This window comes from Arthrobacter sp. SX1312 (genome assembly GCF_002929295.1).
GTDB lineage: Bacteria > Actinomycetota > Actinomycetes > Actinomycetales > Micrococcaceae > Arthrobacter_D.
The window spans coordinates 1,292,543-1,308,081 of record NZ_PJIM01000001.1; the positions used below are offsets into that span (position 1 = coordinate 1,292,543).

16 protein-coding genes are annotated in these 15,539 nt (G+C 71.1%); 4 read left to right on the forward strand and 12 right to left on the reverse strand.

The genetic code is table 11. The features are described 5' to 3' along the window. Window positions 1-42: 42 nt before the first annotated feature. Window positions 43-1,380: a DNA recombination protein RmuC gene (gene rmuC / locus CXQ92_RS06060; protein ID WP_104166110.1), complete on the forward strand. Its 1,338-nt coding sequence runs from the start codon at window positions 43-45 to the stop codon at window positions 1,378-1,380. Window positions 1,381-1,447: 67 nt separating this feature from the next. Here the strand turns inward: rmuC and CXQ92_RS06065 are convergent, their stop codons facing one another. Together CXQ92_RS06065 and CXQ92_RS06070 are read right to left on the reverse strand one after the other, a co-directional pair. Further along, window positions 1,448-2,539 carry a 4-hydroxy-3-methylbut-2-enyl diphosphate reductase gene (locus CXQ92_RS06065; RefSeq protein ID WP_104166112.1) on the reverse strand — a complete coding sequence of 364 codons (1,092 nt, stop codon included), beginning with the start codon at window positions 2,537-2,539 and terminating at the stop codon, window positions 1,448-1,450. A 61-nt stretch (window positions 2,540-2,600) separates the two neighbouring features. Continuing rightward, entirely contained in the window at window positions 2,601-3,443 is an 843-nt protein-coding gene (locus CXQ92_RS06070; protein WP_104166114.1) for a hypothetical protein, read from the reverse strand. A gap of 181 nt (window positions 3,444-3,624) precedes the next feature. Here CXQ92_RS06070 and xseA point away from each other — a divergent pair, with 181 nt between their 5' ends. Together xseA and CXQ92_RS06080 are read left to right on the forward strand one after the other, a co-directional pair. Further along, the gene (xseA, locus tag CXQ92_RS06075; protein ID WP_258069755.1) at window positions 3,625-4,926 is read left to right on the forward strand and encodes an exodeoxyribonuclease VII large subunit; all 1,302 of its coding nucleotides are present in this window, start codon (window positions 3,625-3,627) and stop codon (window positions 4,924-4,926) included. A 102-nt stretch (window positions 4,927-5,028) separates the two neighbouring features. Beyond that, window positions 5,029-5,265, forward strand: coding sequence for an exodeoxyribonuclease VII small subunit (locus tag CXQ92_RS06080; protein ID WP_104166116.1), 237 nt, complete (start codon window positions 5,029-5,031; stop codon window positions 5,263-5,265). Between the two features lie 28 nt (window positions 5,266-5,293). On the opposite strand, the gene CXQ92_RS06085 is transcribed toward CXQ92_RS06080, so the two are convergent. From CXQ92_RS06085 to CXQ92_RS06130, 10 genes are all read right to left on the reverse strand, one after another. Beyond that, a complete protein-coding gene (locus CXQ92_RS06085; protein WP_104166118.1) occupies window positions 5,294-5,671 on the reverse strand; it encodes a glyoxalase superfamily protein in 378 nt (125 codons plus the stop codon). A 106-nt stretch (window positions 5,672-5,777) separates the two neighbouring features. Further along, a complete protein-coding gene (locus CXQ92_RS06090) occupies window positions 5,778-6,614 on the reverse strand; it encodes a formate/nitrite transporter family protein (RefSeq protein WP_104166120.1) in 837 nt (278 codons plus the stop codon). Window positions 6,615-6,663: 49 nt separating this feature from the next. Further along, a complete protein-coding gene (locus tag CXQ92_RS06095) occupies window positions 6,664-7,518 on the reverse strand; it encodes a PPK2 family polyphosphate kinase (protein WP_104166121.1) in 855 nt (284 codons plus the stop codon). 29 nt (window positions 7,519-7,547) lie between these two features. Then, on the reverse strand, window positions 7,548-8,765 hold the full coding sequence (locus CXQ92_RS06100; RefSeq protein ID WP_104166122.1) for a pyridoxal phosphate-dependent aminotransferase: 1,218 nt from the start codon (window positions 8,763-8,765) through the stop codon (window positions 7,548-7,550). Window positions 8,766-8,853: 88 nt separating this feature from the next. Continuing rightward, window positions 8,854-9,822, reverse strand: a complete 969-nt coding sequence (locus CXQ92_RS06105) for an ABC transporter substrate-binding protein (protein ID WP_104166124.1) — start codon at window positions 9,820-9,822, stop codon at window positions 8,854-8,856. Further along, the gene (locus CXQ92_RS06110; protein WP_104166126.1) at window positions 9,819-10,565 is read right to left on the reverse strand and encodes an ABC transporter permease; all 747 of its coding nucleotides are present in this window, start codon (window positions 10,563-10,565) and stop codon (window positions 9,819-9,821) included. The genes CXQ92_RS06105 and CXQ92_RS06110 overlap by 4 nt, the downstream gene beginning before the upstream one ends. After that, complete coding sequence (locus tag CXQ92_RS06115; protein ID WP_104166128.1) at window positions 10,565-11,260, reverse strand: ABC transporter permease; 696 nt, start codon at window positions 11,258-11,260, stop codon at window positions 10,565-10,567. The genes CXQ92_RS06110 and CXQ92_RS06115 overlap by 1 nt, the downstream gene beginning before the upstream one ends. Before the next feature lie 2 nt (window positions 11,261-11,262). After that, entirely contained in the window at window positions 11,263-12,414 is a 1,152-nt protein-coding gene (locus tag CXQ92_RS06120) for an ABC transporter ATP-binding protein (RefSeq protein WP_104166131.1), read from the reverse strand. 114 nt (window positions 12,415-12,528) lie between these two features. Beyond that, complete coding sequence (locus CXQ92_RS06125; RefSeq protein WP_104166133.1) at window positions 12,529-13,551, reverse strand: N-acetylglucosamine kinase; 1,023 nt, start codon at window positions 13,549-13,551, stop codon at window positions 12,529-12,531. A gap of 59 nt (window positions 13,552-13,610) precedes the next feature. Beyond that, complete coding sequence (locus CXQ92_RS06130) at window positions 13,611-14,852, reverse strand: MFS transporter (protein WP_104166135.1); 1,242 nt, start codon at window positions 14,850-14,852, stop codon at window positions 13,611-13,613. Between the two features lie 168 nt (window positions 14,853-15,020). Here CXQ92_RS06130 and CXQ92_RS06135 point away from each other — a divergent pair, with 168 nt between their 5' ends. Continuing rightward, complete coding sequence (locus tag CXQ92_RS06135; protein ID WP_181033585.1) at window positions 15,021-15,503, forward strand: Lrp/AsnC family transcriptional regulator; 483 nt, start codon at window positions 15,021-15,023, stop codon at window positions 15,501-15,503. Window positions 15,504-15,539: the final 36 nt, after the last annotated feature.

A 15,539-nucleotide genomic window follows, 5' to 3' on the forward strand; every position in this document is an offset into this window, starting at 1 on the left:
GCAATGTCGTGGAATGTCGGAGGTTCCTGCAACAGTGTGGGCATGAGCACAACCGCCGTCCTCCTCGTCGTCCTCGCCTTCGTCCTCGGGTGCGCCGTCGGCGCCTTCCTGGTGGCGCGATCCCTCCGGCCGCGCGCCGAGGAGCTCCGGGCGGAGCTCGACGACGCGACCGCCCGGCTCGGACGCACGACGACGGACCTCGCGGCGGCCGCCGCGCAGCGGGACCTCCTGCAGCAGCACAATCGCGCACTGACCGGCAAGACGTCGACGGACAACGACGTCCTGCGCGCCCTCGCCCCGGTCGCCGAGAAGCTCACGCAGGTCCAGCGGCAGGTGGGCCTGCTGGAGCGCGACCGCGTGGAACAGTACGGGCAGCTCGCCCGGCAGCTCGAGGAGTCACGGGAAGCGGACGCCCTGCTGCTGTCCACGACGCATTCCCTCGCCGGGGCGCTGCGCAGCAACAGTGCGCGCGGCCAGTGGGGCGAGATCCAGCTGCGGCGGGTCGTCGAGGCGGCGGGCATGCTGTCACGGGTCGATTTCCTGGAGCAGGTCTCGGTTGCCGCCGGCAGCGACGGCGAGACGGCACGGCCCGACATGGTGGTGCAGCTTCCGGGCGACAAGCAGCTCGTCATCGACGCCAAGGTGCCGCTGAGTGCCTTCCTCGCCGCGCAGGAGCTGGCGGGCGCAGCCGACGGGTCCGCGGACGCGGGGGCCGTGGCCGGATTCGAGGCGCGGCGTGCGGAACTGCTGAAGCAGCACAGCAAGGCACTCCGGGCGCACATCGATGCCCTGGCCCGCAAGAAGTACTGGGAAGGGGCGACGAACTCCCCCGAGCTCGTCATCTGCTTCATCCCCGTCGAGTCCGTCCTGTCCGAGGCCCTGCGCGCGGATCCCGAGCTGCTGGACTACGCGTTCGGCCGCAGCGTGGCCCTCGCCTCGCCGGTGTCCCTGCTCGGCATCCTCAAGGGTGCCGCCTTCAGCTGGCGCCAGGCCGTCCTCACGGACAACGCGCGGGAACTGTTCGACCTGTCCAAGCAGCTGTACGAGCGCCTCGGCACCATGGGCGGGCACGTCACCCGCCTCGGGTCCTCCCTGAAGACATCGGTGGAACGCTACAACTCCTTCGTCGGCGCACTCGAGTCGAGGGTCCTGCCCACGGCGCGGCGCATCGGCGCCTTCGACTCGGCGTCACTCGACGTCGTCGACGCTGCAGCTGAAGGCTCCGACGCCGGCGGACCCAGCGCCGAGGTGAGCCTGCTCGGCACCGCCCGGGTGCAGCGGATCGGCAGTCCGGCGGCCTCCGGAGAGTCGGCCGCCTCGATCGACGCCACGCCGCGGTCCCTCACCGCCCACGAACTCCTCGACGGGACGGCAGGCTAGGGCCGGAACTGCTGCAGCCGGTTCCGGCCGTCCGTCGCCCCTGCTTGCGTCCCTGCTTGTCTGGCGGTCAGTTCAGCGAGGTCCGGTCCGCCCCGCGTCCGCCCCGTCCCTGCGACGGGTCCCCCATCGCCTTGAGGGCGGCGCGGATCTCCTTGGGCAGCGAGAAGATGATGTCCTCCTGCGCCGTCACGACTTCCTCGACCTGCCCGTAGCCGTACTCGGCGAGCAGCCGCAGCACGTCCTGGACGAGGTTCTCCGGGACGGAGGCCCCGGAGGAGATGCCGACGGTCGCCACGCCCTCGAACCAGGACTCGTCCACCTCGTTCGCGAAGTCGACGCGGTACGCCGCCCGGGCGCCGTACTCGAGCGCCACCTCCACCAGGCGGACGGAGTTCGAGGAGTTGGCCGATCCCACCACGATGACGAGGTCCGTCTGCGGCGCGATCTTCTTGATGGCCGCCTGCCGGTTCGAGGTGGCGTAGCAGATGTCGTCGCTCGGCGGGTCCTGCAGCGTCGGGAAGCGCTCCTTGAGGAGATTCACGGTCAGCATGGTCTCGTCCACGCTCAGTGTGGTCTGCGAGAGCCAGATGAGCCGCTCGGGGTCGCGCACCTGCACCTTGTCGACGTCCTCCGGCCCGTTGACGATCTGGATGTGGTCGGGGGCCTCGCCGGCCGTCCCCTCCACTTCCTCATGGCCCTCGTGGCCGATCAGGAGGATGTCGAAATCGTCCCGGGCGAAGCGCTGGGCCTCCTTGTGCACCTTCGTCACGAGGGGGCAGGTGGCGTCGATGGTGCGCAGCCCGCGGTCCTCCGCCGACTGCACGACGGCGGGCGAGACGCCGTGGGCCGAGAAGACGACGAGCGCCCCCTCGGGGACCTCGTCGGTCTCGTCCACGAAGATGGCACCCTTCGCCTCGAGCGTGGAGACGACGTGCAGGTTGTGCACGATCTGCTTGCGCACGTAGACCGGGGGCCCGTAGTGCTCGAGGGCCTTCTCGACGGCGATGACGGCACGGTCCACACCGGCGCAGTACCCGCGGGGGGCTGCGAGCAGCACCGTCTTCTCCCCTGCTACCGGCGCAGCGGCGAGCACGTCCGCAGGCGTGCGGCGCCTGCGTGGGATGGTGGGCATGGGGACCTGAACGGTGGTACTGGTCATGCGCCGATTCTACCGGCTCGCCGAGCCGCGCCCGCGTGATCCGGGGCCACTCCGCTGTGAGCTAAGCCCCGCGCCTGCGACCGACGGCGAACTGCCCCACCACGCCGAGGGCGACCACCATGAGCCCGACCACGACCACCGGTACGCTGTCGGCGGCCACGGCGGCGCCGATCCGGTCGGCGAGACCGCCGAGGAACACGTCGGCGACCGCATTCGTACCCGGCAGCTGCGCCGCTGCCGCGGGGACCCAGCCCACGGCGAGGGCCCCGAGAACGCCGATGACCACGACCCCCAGTCCCAGCAGGGTGAGGGTGGTGCCGCGTCGTCGTGCGGTCATCAGGGCCAGCAGGGCCAGGACCCCCGCGCCGGCGAGGTACAGGGGCCACAGCTGCACCGCATCCACGACGGCGCCGAACAGCCCGTTGCGCTCGACGGACCCGATGGCGATGCTCGTGTCCGCGGGGACCGGGACGTCGAGGCCGAGGCTTCCGCCCACCGTCTCCGCCACGAGTTCCGCGACCGGCGCGAGGTCGAGCGTGAGGAGGGCCGGTGCCGGGTCCGAGGGGTCGGCGGCGTGCGCCAGGGTGACGGCGTGCGATCGGCGGAGCACCTCGGTCCAGGCCCCTGCGTAGCCGGAGGACGCCGTCACCGCCGCCGTCGCATCCCTGATGAGCGGTTCCGCGAGGGCGGCGAGCGGGTCAGGGAGACCGCTGTGCGCGGAGAAGTCCTCGGCGACGGACGCCGTCAGCGCGGCCTGGAAGTCCGCGTCCTGACCGAGCGGCGCCGCGAGCGCGACGAACCCGGGCTCCTCCACGACGTTCCGGTCCACCCACGCACACGCCAGGCCGCCGGCGGTGACGATGAGTGCGAGCAGGGCCAGCAGGGCAGAGGCGACGGTCCGCATGGAATCCTTCGGGTGGGGAACTCACGATTATGCCTGCTCGGACCATCCCGGACTCCTGCCCTCGTCCCGCGGACGCACATGCCCCCGCGGTACCGGCCGCCGGGGGTGAGGGATGGTAGAGATGAACAGTGCGGATTGCACGAGCAGACGCGGCAGCACCCATCCCGAGGACAGGACACCCATGACGAGCGAGGGAACCAGCGCGCGGCCCGCCGGTGACCGCGGTGAGGTACGGATGCCGTCGACCGTCCCTGCCACCGCGGCCGAGACGTCACCGGACTCCCCGTGGCCGCTCCACCTGCTGTCGGAGAAGCTGAAGGCGCACATCGAGAGGGCGCCGGCGGCGTGGGTCGAGGGGCAGGTCATCGAGCTCAACCGCCGCGCCAGCATGTGCTACATCACGCTGCGGGACGTCGACACCGAGGTCTCGCTCTCCCTGTCGGTCTACGGCACCGTCATGGACCGCGTGTCCTCCCCGCTGGACCGGGGCTCCCGCGTGGTGGCGCGCCTCAAACCGGACTTCTGGGTCAAGACCGGCCGCCTCTCGATGCAGACCATCGACATCCGGCCCGTCGGGATCGGCGACCTCCTCGCGCGCATCGAACGGCTGCGGCAGTCACTGGCGGCGGAGGGCCTGTTCGCGCCGGCCCGCAAGAAGCGGTTGCCGCTGCTCCCCCACCGCATCGGGCTCATCACGGGGCGCGACTCGGACGCCATGAAGGACGTCATGCGGAACGCCGCACTGCGGTGGCCGGCCGTCGAGTTCGACGTGCGGGAGGTCGCCGTCCAGGGCGTGAACAGCGTGGCGCAGGTGACCGGGGCCCTGGCGGCGCTCGACGCCGACCCCCACGTGGACGTCATCATCATCGCCCGTGGCGGTGGCGCCCTGGAGGACCTCCTGCCCTTCAGCGACGAGTCGCTGGTCCGGGCTGTCGCCCGGACCATCACGCCCGTGGTCAGCGCCATCGGCCACGAGGCGGACCGGCCCCTGCTCGACGAGGTGGCGGACCTGCGCGCCTCCACCCCCACGGACGCCGCGAAGCGCGTGGTCCCCGACGTCACGGAGGAGCTCGGCCGGATCGGCCAGGCGCGTGCGGCTCTCGAGCGGTCGATCCGCGTCCTCGTGCACCGCGAGGGGGAGAGCCTCGCGAACCTGCGGTCCCGCCCCTCCCTGGCGCGGCCCGAGGGGATGATCGACGTGCGGCAGGCCGACGTCGAGCGTCTCCGGTCGCGGGCCCTGCGGTCCACCACCGCCGCGGTGGAACGCGACGCCGACGCCGTCCACCACCTCCGCGAGCGCGTGCGCTCCCTCTCCCCCCAGAACACGCTGGACCGCGGGTACGCCGTCGTGCAGCGCGCCGACGGGCAGGTGGTGAGGACTCCCGACGACGTGGAGCGCGGGGACGCCGTGCGGATCCGGGTCGCCGGCGGGCAGCTCGGAGCGGTCATCGACGACCCGCCGGTACCCCGGGAGGCGTCGTGACCGGAAGGCACGGCAGCGCGGCCCTGCCGGGCCTCACCCTTCAGGATCCCCGACAGATTTCCGGGCCCGGGTACGGGCCACCCAGCAGATGAGGACCATGCCATGACGGACAACCAGCAGCCGGACCCCAGCCCCTCCGCGGTGGACACGCTGTCCTACGAGCAGGCCCGGGAGGAGCTCGTCGCCGTCGTCTCGCGGCTCGAGGCCGGCGGTGTGAGCCTCGAGGAGTCCCTCGCGCTCTGGGAGCGCGGCGAGGCCCTCGCCGACCGCTGCGAGGCGTGGCTCGAGGGCGCCAAGGTCAGGCTGGCGGCGGCACGCGACAAGGCCGAGGGCAGCTAACGCCGGGAGTACTGCCCCGGGATCCCGCCTAGGAGGAGGGCGTCGCGGGCAGCTCCTGCAGCGCCCAGGCGTTGCCGTCGGGATCGGCGAAGTACACGAACCTCCCCCACGGCTGGTCGTCGACGTCGGTGGCGTCCACGCCGCGGCCGACGAGCTCGGTCCGGGCACGCTCCGCATCGGCCACGACGATTTGGATCCCGCGCTGCGATCCGGGCGCCATCTCACTGATCCCCTCGCCGAAGGCGATGGAGCAGGCGGACCCGGGAGGGGTGAGCTGCACGAAGCGTACGCCCTCACCGACCCGGTGATCGTGGTCGAGCGTGAATCCGGCCTGATCGCGGTAGAACGCGATGGCGCGGTCCACGTCGCTGACCGGCACGGCCACGAGTTCGATCTTCCAGTCCATGGTGGTCCCCCTCCGAGGTGGTGGAGCCTCAAGACTAGGAGGTCATGCGGTCAGGACTGGTCCGCATCGGCCCGTGCGGAGGGCGGGTTCGACGAACCCGGGCATCTCACGTCCCGTGCGGGGCGTCGGGGTCGGCAGGTGCTTCCTCGCGCCGCTCCTGGATCAGTTCCTTCGTGCGCACGAGGCGCAGCAGGGTCACGAGGACGAGTCCGCCCAGCAGGTTGAACAGCAGGGTGTAGCCGAAGAAGCCGAGCCACTGGCCGTAGTCGATGTCCGCGCCGGAGTGGATCGCTGCGAAGATCAGCAGCGAGTCGAGGATCGAGTGGAAGAGCTGCAGGCCCGCGAGCAGGAAGCCGCCGATCATCGTCGCCACGATCTTCGCGACATCGTTGGACGTGCCCTGCTGCATCCGGCTCATCAGGGTGATCGTGCTCCCGCCCAGGACGGCCAGGGCCACGGTCTGCAGGGAGAACGGTGCGTCGACGAAATGGCGCGCACTCTCGCTCACGGTCCCGGACCACTGGGGGAACGCCTGCATGACGATCCAGACGAAGATCCACCCGCCCACGAGGTTCGCCACCAGCGTGCCGCCCCACAGTTTCGCGAGCTGCACGAGGCTGCCCTCCTTCGCCACGACCGCGGCGACCGGCATCAGGAAGTTCTCGGTGAACAGCTCGCTGTGCGCGAGGAGCAGCGCGACGAGCCCGACGCCGAAGGCGAGCCCCGCGAGCAGCTCGTCGCCGGTCTCGTGCAGCACGGCCAGGTACGCCATGATGCCGAGTCCGATCTCGAAACCGCCGAACAGGCCCGTGACGACGATGGCCCTCATGGTCCGCTGGAGCCGGTCGGCTCCCTCGTCCACGGTCTTGTCGAACGACTCCTTGAGTTCGTCCTCGACCGGCGCGTCCGATGCGCCGAGTTCCCGCCTGCGTTCCTCGCTCATGATGTCCTTCCGGGCTCCGTCGTCGTGTCCTGCGCGCCGGGCCGGCGGGTCAGGATGCGTGCAGGCGCTCCTGCTCGGCGGCGACGTCGAACGATGCCCGCGGCCAGCTCAGCTGCATGTCCTCCAGTGTCGCGGTCAGCAGGTGCTGCACGGCGAGCCTGGCATACCACTTGCGGTCGGCGGGGACGACGTACCAGGGGGTGTCCGGGGTGCTCGTCCTCTCGACGGCCGCCTGGTAGGCCTCCTGGTACTGCGGCCAGAGGGCGCGGTCCTCGATGTCGTCGGGGCTGTACTTCCAGAACTTGTCCTTGCGGTCGAGGCGGTCGGCGAGCCGCGCCTTCTGCTCGTCCTGGCTGATGTGCAGCATCACCTTGAGCACCCGCGTGCCCGCCCCCACCACCTGGTCCTCGAACCTCCGGATGGACCCGTAGCGCTTCTCCACCTCCGCCGCCGGCGTGAGGCCCCGCACGCGGTGGATCAGGACGTCCTCGTAGTGGGACCGGTCGAAGACCCCGATCATGCCCGGCGACGGCAGTTGCCGGCGGACGCGCCAGAGGAAGCTGTGCCGCTGTTCCTGCTCCGTCGGAGCCTTGAACGCGTAGTGCTGCACCCCCTGCGGGTGCACCTGCCCGACGACGTGACGGACCACCCCGCCCTTGCCGGAGGTGTCCATCCCCTGCAGGATCAGCAGCACGGCGATCTCGCTGCCGGCCCGGCTCTCGGCGAAGAGCTTCTCCTGCAGGGACGCGAGCGTGTCGGCTCCCGCGGCGAGTGCCTCGGCACCTTCCTTCTTGCCGCCGTCGAACCCGGGGGTGGAGCGGGGGTCGACGGCACCGAGCGAGAAGTCCGGTCCCGCGAGGAGGAGCCTCCGCGTCTCGGCTGCGCTCTCGGATCCGTTCGGCATGGTGCCTCCTGCGGGTGGGTCGGGACTGCTCAGGGCTTGTAGGTGGACAGGAAGTCCGCGAGGCGCCCGATCGCGTCCTCGATCACCTCGACGCTCGGCAGCGTCACCATGCGGAAGTGGTCGGTGTTGACCCAGTTGAAGGCGCTGCCGTGCGAGATCAGGATCTTCTGCTGCTTCAGGAGGTCCAGGGCGAACTGCTCGTCGTCCTTGATCGGGTAGACCTCGGGGTCGAGCCGGGGGAACAGGTACAGGGCTCCCTGCGCCAGTTCGCAGCTCACGCCGTCGATCGCGTTGAGCATCTGGGCGGCCTTGTCGCGCTGCTGCCGCAGGCGTCCGCCGGGCAGGATGAGGTCGTTGATGCTCTGGTGCCCGCCGAGCGCGGTCTGGATGGCGTGCTGGGCCGGGACGTTCGCGCACAGGCGCATGTTGGCGAGGAGGTTGATGCCCTCGATGTAGTCGGCGGCGTCGCGCTTGGGCCCGGAGATGGCCATCCAGCCGCTGCGGAAACCGGCGATCCGGTACGCCTTCGACAGGCCGCTGAAGGTCAGGCACAGGACGTCGTCGCCCGTGACGGACGCGGCGTTGATGTGCACGGCGTCGTCGTAGAGGATCTTCTCGTAGATCTCGTCGGCGAACACGATGAGCTCGTGCTCGCGGGCCAGCCGCACGATCCCCTCGAGGATGCTCCGGGGGTACACGGCCCCCGTCGGGTTGTTCGGGTTGATGAGCACGATGCCCTTGGTGTTGGGCGTGATCTTGGCCGCAATGTCCTCGAGGTCCGGCCACCAGTGGTTGTCCTCGTCGCAGAGGTAGTGGACGGGCGTGCCGCTGGCAAGGGCGACGGACGCCGTCCAGAGGGGGTAGTCCGGTGTGGGGATCAGCACCTCGTCGCCCGCGTTCAGCAGGGCCTGCATGGACAGCGTGATGAGCTCGCTGACCCCGTTGCCGAGATACACGTCGTCGACGTCGATCGAGTTGATCCCGCGGCTCTGGTAGTACTGCACGACGGCGGTGCGCGCCGAGAAGATGCCGCGGGAGTCGCTGTAGCCCTGGGCCTCGGGCAGGTTGCGGATCATGTCCACGAGGATGGCGTCGGGCGCCTCGAAGCCGAACGGTGCGGGATTGCCGATGTTCAGCTTCAGGATGCGGTGGCCCTGGGCCTCCATGGTCATGGCGTGTTCGAGCAGCGGCCCCCTGATGTCGTAGAGGACGTTCTGGAGTTTGCCTGACTGCTTGTAGGTGGCCATTTCTTCAGGATGCCACAGCAGGGGCCCACCGCGCGGCATAGCAATGCCGTGCAGCGGGCCCCGCCGGGAGGAGCAGCCTGCCGGAGGGTCAGCCGGCGAGGCCCTTCTCGGCGAGCCAGTCGGCGGCCGCGTCCGCGGGGTTCCGCTTCTCGTCGCCGCTGACCTCGCGGTTCAGGGACAGCAGGTCATCCGTGGTCAGCTGCGCCGACACCTCGTTGAGGACGGTCTGCGCGTCCTCGTTCACCGTGTCGGTGTTGACGAGCGGGAGGACCTGCTGCGCGATGAAGTTGTTCTCCGGGTCCTCGAGGACCACGAGGTCGTTGTCGTCGATCGACGGCGTCGTCGTGTAGATGTCCGCGGCCTGCACGGTGTCGTCCAGGAGGGCGTTCAGCGTGATGTCCCCGCCGCCGTCGTTGATGGCCTCGAACCCGCCGGGCTCGCAGTCGTACTTCGCCTTCAGGCCGGGCAGGCCGTAGGCGCGCTCCTGGAACGTGCTGGGCGCGCCGATGGTGATCTCGCCGCAGACCTCCGCGAGGTCCTCGATCGAGGTGAGGTCGTACTTCTCGGCGGTCGCCGCGGTCACCACGAGCGCGTCCTTGCTCTCTGCCTCCGACGGCTCGAGCACTGCGAGGTTGACGTCCGGCGATTTCGCGGACAGGGCATCCGGGAGCGCGGCGACGATGTCCCCGGCGGATTCGGCGGTCGCCTCCGGGTCGGCGAAGAGCAGCAGGTTGCCGCTGTAGTCGGGGATGATGTCGACGGAGCCGTCCTCGAGCGCGGTGTAGTAGATCTCCCGCGAACCGATGTTGAGTTTGGTGGTGGCCTCGACACCGGCGGCGTTGAGCGCTCCGGCATAGATCTCGGCGACGATCTGGCTCTCGGGGAAATCAGCCGAGCCGACGACCACGGACCCGCCGTCCGCAGCGGCCGATTCCTGTGGTCCCCCCTGGGGGTCGCTGTTGGCACCGCAGGCAGTCAACGCCAGCGCGGCCGTAAGGCCGCCAGCCAGTCCCATCAAAGCGCGCCGTCCGGCGCGTTGTGCAGACAGGTTCTTCATGTTGTTCCTCCTTGTGCACTGGCGACGGCCTTCTGCCGGCCAGATCCTTGGGCCCTCACCCGGTCCGAGGTCCGGAGTCCGGGTGAGATGACGATTCTCTGCAGCAGTCCCACGAGCAGATCGACGGCGATCGCCAGGACCGTGATGATCACGGCGCCGCCGAAGAGGCGCCCGTAGTCGGCGAGCTGCGTCCCCTCGACGAGGTAGACCCCGAGCCCGCCGAGGTTGATGAAGGCGACGACGGCGACGGTCGCGATGACCTGCAGCAGGGCGGCTCGCACTCCGCCGAGGATCACCGGGAGCCCGTTCGGCACCTCGACGCGGAGCAGGATCTGCCGTTCCCCCATGCCCATGCTCCGGGCGGCGTCCACCACGGTGCGGTCCACCGAGGAGATCCCTGCGTAGATCCCGGTGAGCAGGGGCGGGACGGCGAGCAGCACGAGGGCCCAGATGGGCGGCATGAGGCCGAGACCGGCGAGCAGGACGAACAGGAAGGCCAGGCCGAGCGTCGGCAGGGCGCGGAGGATGCCGACGCCGGAGACGATCACGACGCGGCCGCGTCCCGTGTGGCCCACGTAGAGACCGATCGGGACGGCGATCACCAGGGCGATGAGCATGGTCAGGCCCGTGTAGCCGAGGTGCTCGGCGACACGCACGGGGATACCGCGGTCCCCCTCCCAGTTGGCGGGTGCGGTCAGCCACTCCCACATCTGTACGAAGAGGTTGTCACTCGAGTAGTCCATCAGGCACCCGCCACCTTCGCCTCGAGCGCCACGATCTCCGCGTCCGGCGCGCTACCGGCCGCGACCTTCCGCGTCCAGGGTGTCAGCAGCCGCTCGGCGAGCACGAGCAGGAGGTCCATGACCAGCGCGAGCAGCAGGATGATGATGATCCCGACGGCGATCTCGGTCGGGAAGGACCGGAAGAGCCCGTCCGTGAACAGCGTCCCGAGGCTCGGGACGCCGATCAGCGCGCCGACGCTGACGAGCGAGATGTTGGTGACCGAGACGACGCGCAGCCCGGCGAACAGCACGGGCAGCGACAGCGGGAGGTCCACGGTCAGGAACCGGCGGACGGGCGTGTAGCCCATGGCGACGGCGGCCTGCCGGACGCCGTCGTCGATCGAGTTCAGGGCGTCGAGCGTGGACCGTACGAGCAACGAGAAGGCGTAGATCGCGAGGGCCACGATGACGTTCACGGGGTCGATGACCCGGGTGCCCAGCACCACGGGCAGGAACACGAACATGGCCAGGGACGGGATGGTGTAGAGGATCGAGGAGCCGGTCAGCAGCACCGATCCGACGACGGCGTTGAGCCGTGCGAGCTGCGCGAAGGGCACCGCGACGATCAGCCCGAGGAGCAGCGGCACGACGGCCTGGAAGAGGTGCAGGCGCGTGTGCAGCCAGACGAAGTCGAGATTCGCGAGGAACCAGTCCATGGTCAGACCGCCGTGTTGTGGTCGGCGCGGCCCCGGTCGAGCCGCGCGGCCTCGATGAGCTCGAAGACCTCGGCGGCACGGACGACGCCCACCGCGCGGCCGTCGTCGTCGACCGTCACGCCCTGGCCCGACGGCGAGGAGAGCGCGGCGTCGAGCGCGCGCCGCAGGGTGTCGCCGCGCGTGTAGAGGGAACCTCCGGGGACGGCGTCGGCCTGCCGGGCGATGCTGCCGCGGGTGGCCTGCGGGACCCAGCCGTGCGGGCGGCCGTCGGCGTCGACCAGCAGCGTCCACGGCGAGCGGACCGACACGGTCGGGTCGGCGAGCTGATCGACCTCGATGGTCTCGACGGGGTGGACCGTGACGCCGGCGCCCGGCTGGAAGGAGAGGTGGCGGAAGCCGCGGTCGCGCCCCACGAAGCCGGCCACGAAGTCGTCGACGGGGGCGCGGAGGATCTCCTCGGGGGCGGCGTACTGGGCGAGGCGGCCGCCGACGGCGAAGACGGCCACCTTGTCTCCGAGGACGGTCGCCTCGTCGATGTCGTGGGTGACGAAGACGATGGTCTTCGCGAGGTCCCGCTGCAGGCGCAGCAGCTCCTCCTGCAGTTCCGCGCGGACCACGGGGTCGACGGCGCTGAAGGGCTCGTCCATGAGGAGGATGGGCGGATCGGCCGCGAGCGCCCGTGCGACGCCGACGCGCTGCTGCTGCCCGCCGGAGAGCTGCCCCGGATACCGCCCGCCCAGTTCGGGGGCGAGGCCGACGACGGCGAGGAGTTCCTTCGCGCGCGTGCGCGCCTCGGCCTTCCGGACGCCGTTCAGGCGCGGCACCGTGGCGATGTTGTCGAGGACGGACCGGTGCGGCAGGAGGCCCGAGGACTGCATGACGTAGCCCATCGAACGCCGCAGCTCGGAGGCCTTCTGCCGGGAGACGTCCTGCCCGTCCACCAGGATCTGGCCCGACGTCGGTTCCACCATGCGGTTGATCATGCGCAGGGAGGTGGTCTTGCCGCAGCCCGAGGGGCCGACGAACACGGTGATCTTGCCGCGCTCGATGTCCATGGTGAGGTCGTCGACCGCGGGGCGGCCGCCGTCGTAGGTCTTGGTGACGCCGCGGAATTCGATCTGGTGCCGCGTGCCGGCCTGCTCGGGGGATGTCATGGCAGCTGTGCCTTTCGTGGCAGGAGCTTCTCGGCCGGGCTGCGCCCACGGACCGCCCATGCGGATCCTGCTTGCCGTCTGGTATGTCGCCGCGCGGGATGCGCCGCGGTCAGTTCAAGCTGTCGGAGGTTCTGAGTCTAACCATGCCTTCGGAGCGGACGACACCGCGGGTTGGTGGCGCGTGCGTTCCATCAGGAACAGGGCACCCATCACGGGGTCCTCGCGGAGGATCACGACGTCGTCGATGCCCTCCTCCGCGAGCCGGGTCCGCAGGCGTTCCTGCAGTGCCGGCTGGTGCATCGCGAGCCCGCCGCCCAGCACCACGGGGCCGGATACCCCGATCACGGACACCACGTCGAGCACGAGGCGGGTGAGGTCGGTGGCCGCGCGGTCGAGGATGGCGGCGGCGTCGGGGTGGCCGTCCCGTGCGGCGTCGAACACCGCGCGGGACTGCGCCGCCCAGTAGGTGCGCCCGGCGTCCGAATGGAAGAGGCCGATGAGCTCGGTCGGCGTGGCGACGCCGTTGAGGGCGAGGACCGCGGCGTCGAGGGCGTCGGCGCCCAGTCCGAGGTCGTGCCGGTGCAGGGCCCGGCGGACGGCCTCGCGGGCCACCCAGTACCCGCTGCCCTCGTCGCCGAGGAGGTACCCCCAGCCGCCGGAGCGGGCCTCACGGCCGTCGTGGCCGGTGCCCCACGCGACGGAGCCGGTGCCCGCGATGACGGCGATGCCCGTGTGGGCCCCTCCCGCGGCGAGGATGAGGCGGGTGTCGTGCACCACGTCGATGGTCGCGCGCGGTGCGTGGAGGGCGATCAGCGCCCGGAGGCGGTCGGCGTCGGCCGGTGTGTCCACGCCCCCGGAGCCGGCGATGACGCGCGCGACCGGGCCCGGGCCCTCGTGGGCCAGGAGGTCGCGGAACAGCCCGCCCAGGCTGCGGGCGGCGTCGTCCGGGGTGACGTTCTGGACGTTGGCGCTTCCCGCCTTCGCCTCGGCGACGAGCCGCCCGCCGCGCCAGAGCACGCCGTGGGTCTTGGAGCCGCCGATGTCGAGGCCGACGACGAGCGACGCCGGCCCGCCGCCCGGGGCGGACCCCCCGTCGGCGGACGGGTGCGGGGCGGACGGCGCGGGGGTCTCGGACATGCGTACAGCTTACAAACAGGCCGGCGGGTGCCGCGGTGCGGCAGGACCGGGCCGGTGCCTCAGCGCGGGGCCCTGGCTCGGAGGACCAGGGAGCCCACGGCGAGGACGCCGCAGATCGCGCAGATGGCCAGCGCGAAGACGGTGACCGAGGCGTCGAGGCCCCAGACGCCTGCCGCGGCGCCGAGGCCGAGGACCGGGACGGCGCTGCCGAGGTAGGTGAGGACGTAGACGGCGCTGACGGTCTGCGCGTGCAGGGACGGGTCCACCGTGACGGACACCTCGTTGAAGACCACCCGGAAGGCCATGCCCTGACCGAAGCCGGCGACGACGCACGCCCCGATGAGCAGTGGCAGGCTGCCGGAGGCCTGCGCGACCGGCAGGAGGCCCACGCCCAGTGCCATCCCGGCGAGGCCCGCCGGGACCACGAACCGCCCGCGGGGCGAGACGAGCTGGCTGATGGCGGACGAGCCGAGCACGAGCGCGGCGAGGAGGCCGATCAGCGGGCGGGAGGTCGTCCCGGCGATGCCCGCGAACCAGGTCGGGGCGAGGCTCAGGGTGAACCCGAACACCGCGAAGCTGAGGAACCCGACGGACGACGCCGTCCAGAAGGAACGGCGCGCCTCCTTCGACACGGCCGGCCGGCGCGGCCGCAGCGCGGCCAGGGGCCTCCCCTCCACGGCGGGCTTGATCGCCGGGCGCGCCCGGAGCAGCACCAGGGGGATCAGGAGGCTCGCGAGCACGACGAGGTACACCACGAAGGGGGTCCTCGTCGGCGAGGGCAGGAGCGAGAGCAGACCGCCGATCACGGGGCCCGCGGCGACCCCTCCGGCGGAGGCCATGAGGGTGAACCGGGAGGCCCAGTCGGGGCGGCTCGGGAGCAGGTCGCGGAGCGCGGCGGCGCTGGCACCCGTCGCCAGGGCGACGGCGCCGCCCTGGAGCATGCGGCCGGCGGCGAGCATCGGCAGCGAGGTGGCGACGGCGAAGAGGGCGGCACCGAGGAGCCCGAGGACGACGGCGAGGACGAGGGCGGCCCGGCGTCCGATGTGGTCCGACCAGTGGCCGGCGTGGACGAGACCGCCGATCAGGGCCACGACGTAGGACGCGAAGGCGACCGTGACGGCGAAGGGCGACAGCCCGAGCTCGGCCTGGATGAGCGGGTAGAGCGGGGTCGCGAGGTTCGCGCCGATCAGGAGGGTCGAGATCACGGTCACGGCCAGCACGAGACGGACGGCGAGCGATGCGTCCCACCTCCGGTCCGCGACCGCCGTCGGCCGCATCCGCAGCTCGTCGATGACGCTCATCCCACCACTTTCCTCGCTCGCACGCGCCCGCAACGGGCGCTTCCACGGCCACGCTCCTGCACGGCCCCCTCTAGGATGGGGTGGATTGACCGCAGTGCTGTGTTGCAGCGTCCGTTTTTGAGCGCGGTGCGCAACTCGGTGCAGGCCGACTGATGGGGAGTGAGCGTGATGAGCAAGCTGGACAACCTCGACCTGCGGTTGCTGCTCGAGCTGGTGAGGGATCCCCGCGCGCAGGTCAGCGAGCTGGGCGAGGTGCTCGGGGTGGCCCGCAACACGGCGCAGAGCCGCCTCCGCAGGCTCCTGCGGACCGGGACGCTGCGCCGCAGCGGGCGTGAACTGGACCTGGAGGCGCTCGGCTACGACGTCGTCGCGTTCATCACCATCGAGGTGTCCCACCGCGAGCTCGACGGCGTCATCGCCGGGCTCCGCACGTTGAACCAGGTCCTCGAGGTACACGAGATCTCCGGCCGGGGCGACGTCTGGTGCAGGGTTGCGGCCACCGACACCCACAACCTGCAGGCCGCGCTGCGGTCCGTCCTGAGGATCAAGGGCGTCATCCGCACCGAGACCGTCCTGGCCCTGCACGAGCACATCCCCTACCGCACCGAGCCCCTGCTCGAGCGGCTCGCCCAGCGTCCCGCGGACCCCTGACCGGGACGCCCGATCACGAACCACGTCGAGGAGACC

Coding starts and splice junctions, on each gene's coding strand:
- rmuC (WP_104166110.1), top strand. CDS start 43: ATGAGCACAACCGCCGTCCTCCTCGTCGTCCTCGCCTTCGTCCTCGGG.
- CXQ92_RS06065 (WP_104166112.1), bottom strand. CDS start 2,539: ATGACCAGTACCACCGTTCAGGTCCCCATGCCCACCATCCCACGCAGG.
- CXQ92_RS06070 (WP_104166114.1), bottom strand. CDS start 3,443: ATGCGGACCGTCGCCTCTGCCCTGCTGGCCCTGCTCGCACTCATCGTC.
- xseA (WP_258069755.1), top strand. CDS start 3,625: ATGACGAGCGAGGGAACCAGCGCGCGGCCCGCCGGTGACCGCGGTGAG.
- CXQ92_RS06080 (WP_104166116.1), top strand. CDS start 5,029: ATGACGGACAACCAGCAGCCGGACCCCAGCCCCTCCGCGGTGGACACG.
- CXQ92_RS06085 (WP_104166118.1), bottom strand. CDS start 5,671: ATGGACTGGAAGATCGAACTCGTGGCCGTGCCGGTCAGCGACGTGGAC.
- CXQ92_RS06090 (WP_104166120.1), bottom strand. CDS start 6,614: ATGAGCGAGGAACGCAGGCGGGAACTCGGCGCATCGGACGCGCCGGTC.
- CXQ92_RS06095 (WP_104166121.1), bottom strand. CDS start 7,518: ATGCCGAACGGATCCGAGAGCGCAGCCGAGACGCGGAGGCTCCTCCTC.
- CXQ92_RS06100 (WP_104166122.1), bottom strand. CDS start 8,765: ATGGCCACCTACAAGCAGTCAGGCAAACTCCAGAACGTCCTCTACGAC.
- CXQ92_RS06105 (WP_104166124.1), bottom strand. CDS start 9,822: ATGAAGAACCTGTCTGCACAACGCGCCGGACGGCGCGCTTTGATGGGA.
- CXQ92_RS06110 (WP_104166126.1), bottom strand. CDS start 10,565: ATGGACTACTCGAGTGACAACCTCTTCGTACAGATGTGGGAGTGGCTG.
- CXQ92_RS06115 (WP_104166128.1), bottom strand. CDS start 11,260: ATGGACTGGTTCCTCGCGAATCTCGACTTCGTCTGGCTGCACACGCGC.
- CXQ92_RS06120 (WP_104166131.1), bottom strand. CDS start 12,414: ATGACATCCCCCGAGCAGGCCGGCACGCGGCACCAGATCGAATTCCGC.
- CXQ92_RS06125 (WP_104166133.1), bottom strand. CDS start 13,551: ATGTCCGAGACCCCCGCGCCGTCCGCCCCGCACCCGTCCGCCGACGGG.
- CXQ92_RS06130 (WP_104166135.1), bottom strand. CDS start 14,852: ATGAGCGTCATCGACGAGCTGCGGATGCGGCCGACGGCGGTCGCGGAC.
- CXQ92_RS06135 (WP_181033585.1), top strand. CDS start 15,021: ATGAGCAAGCTGGACAACCTCGACCTGCGGTTGCTGCTCGAGCTGGTG.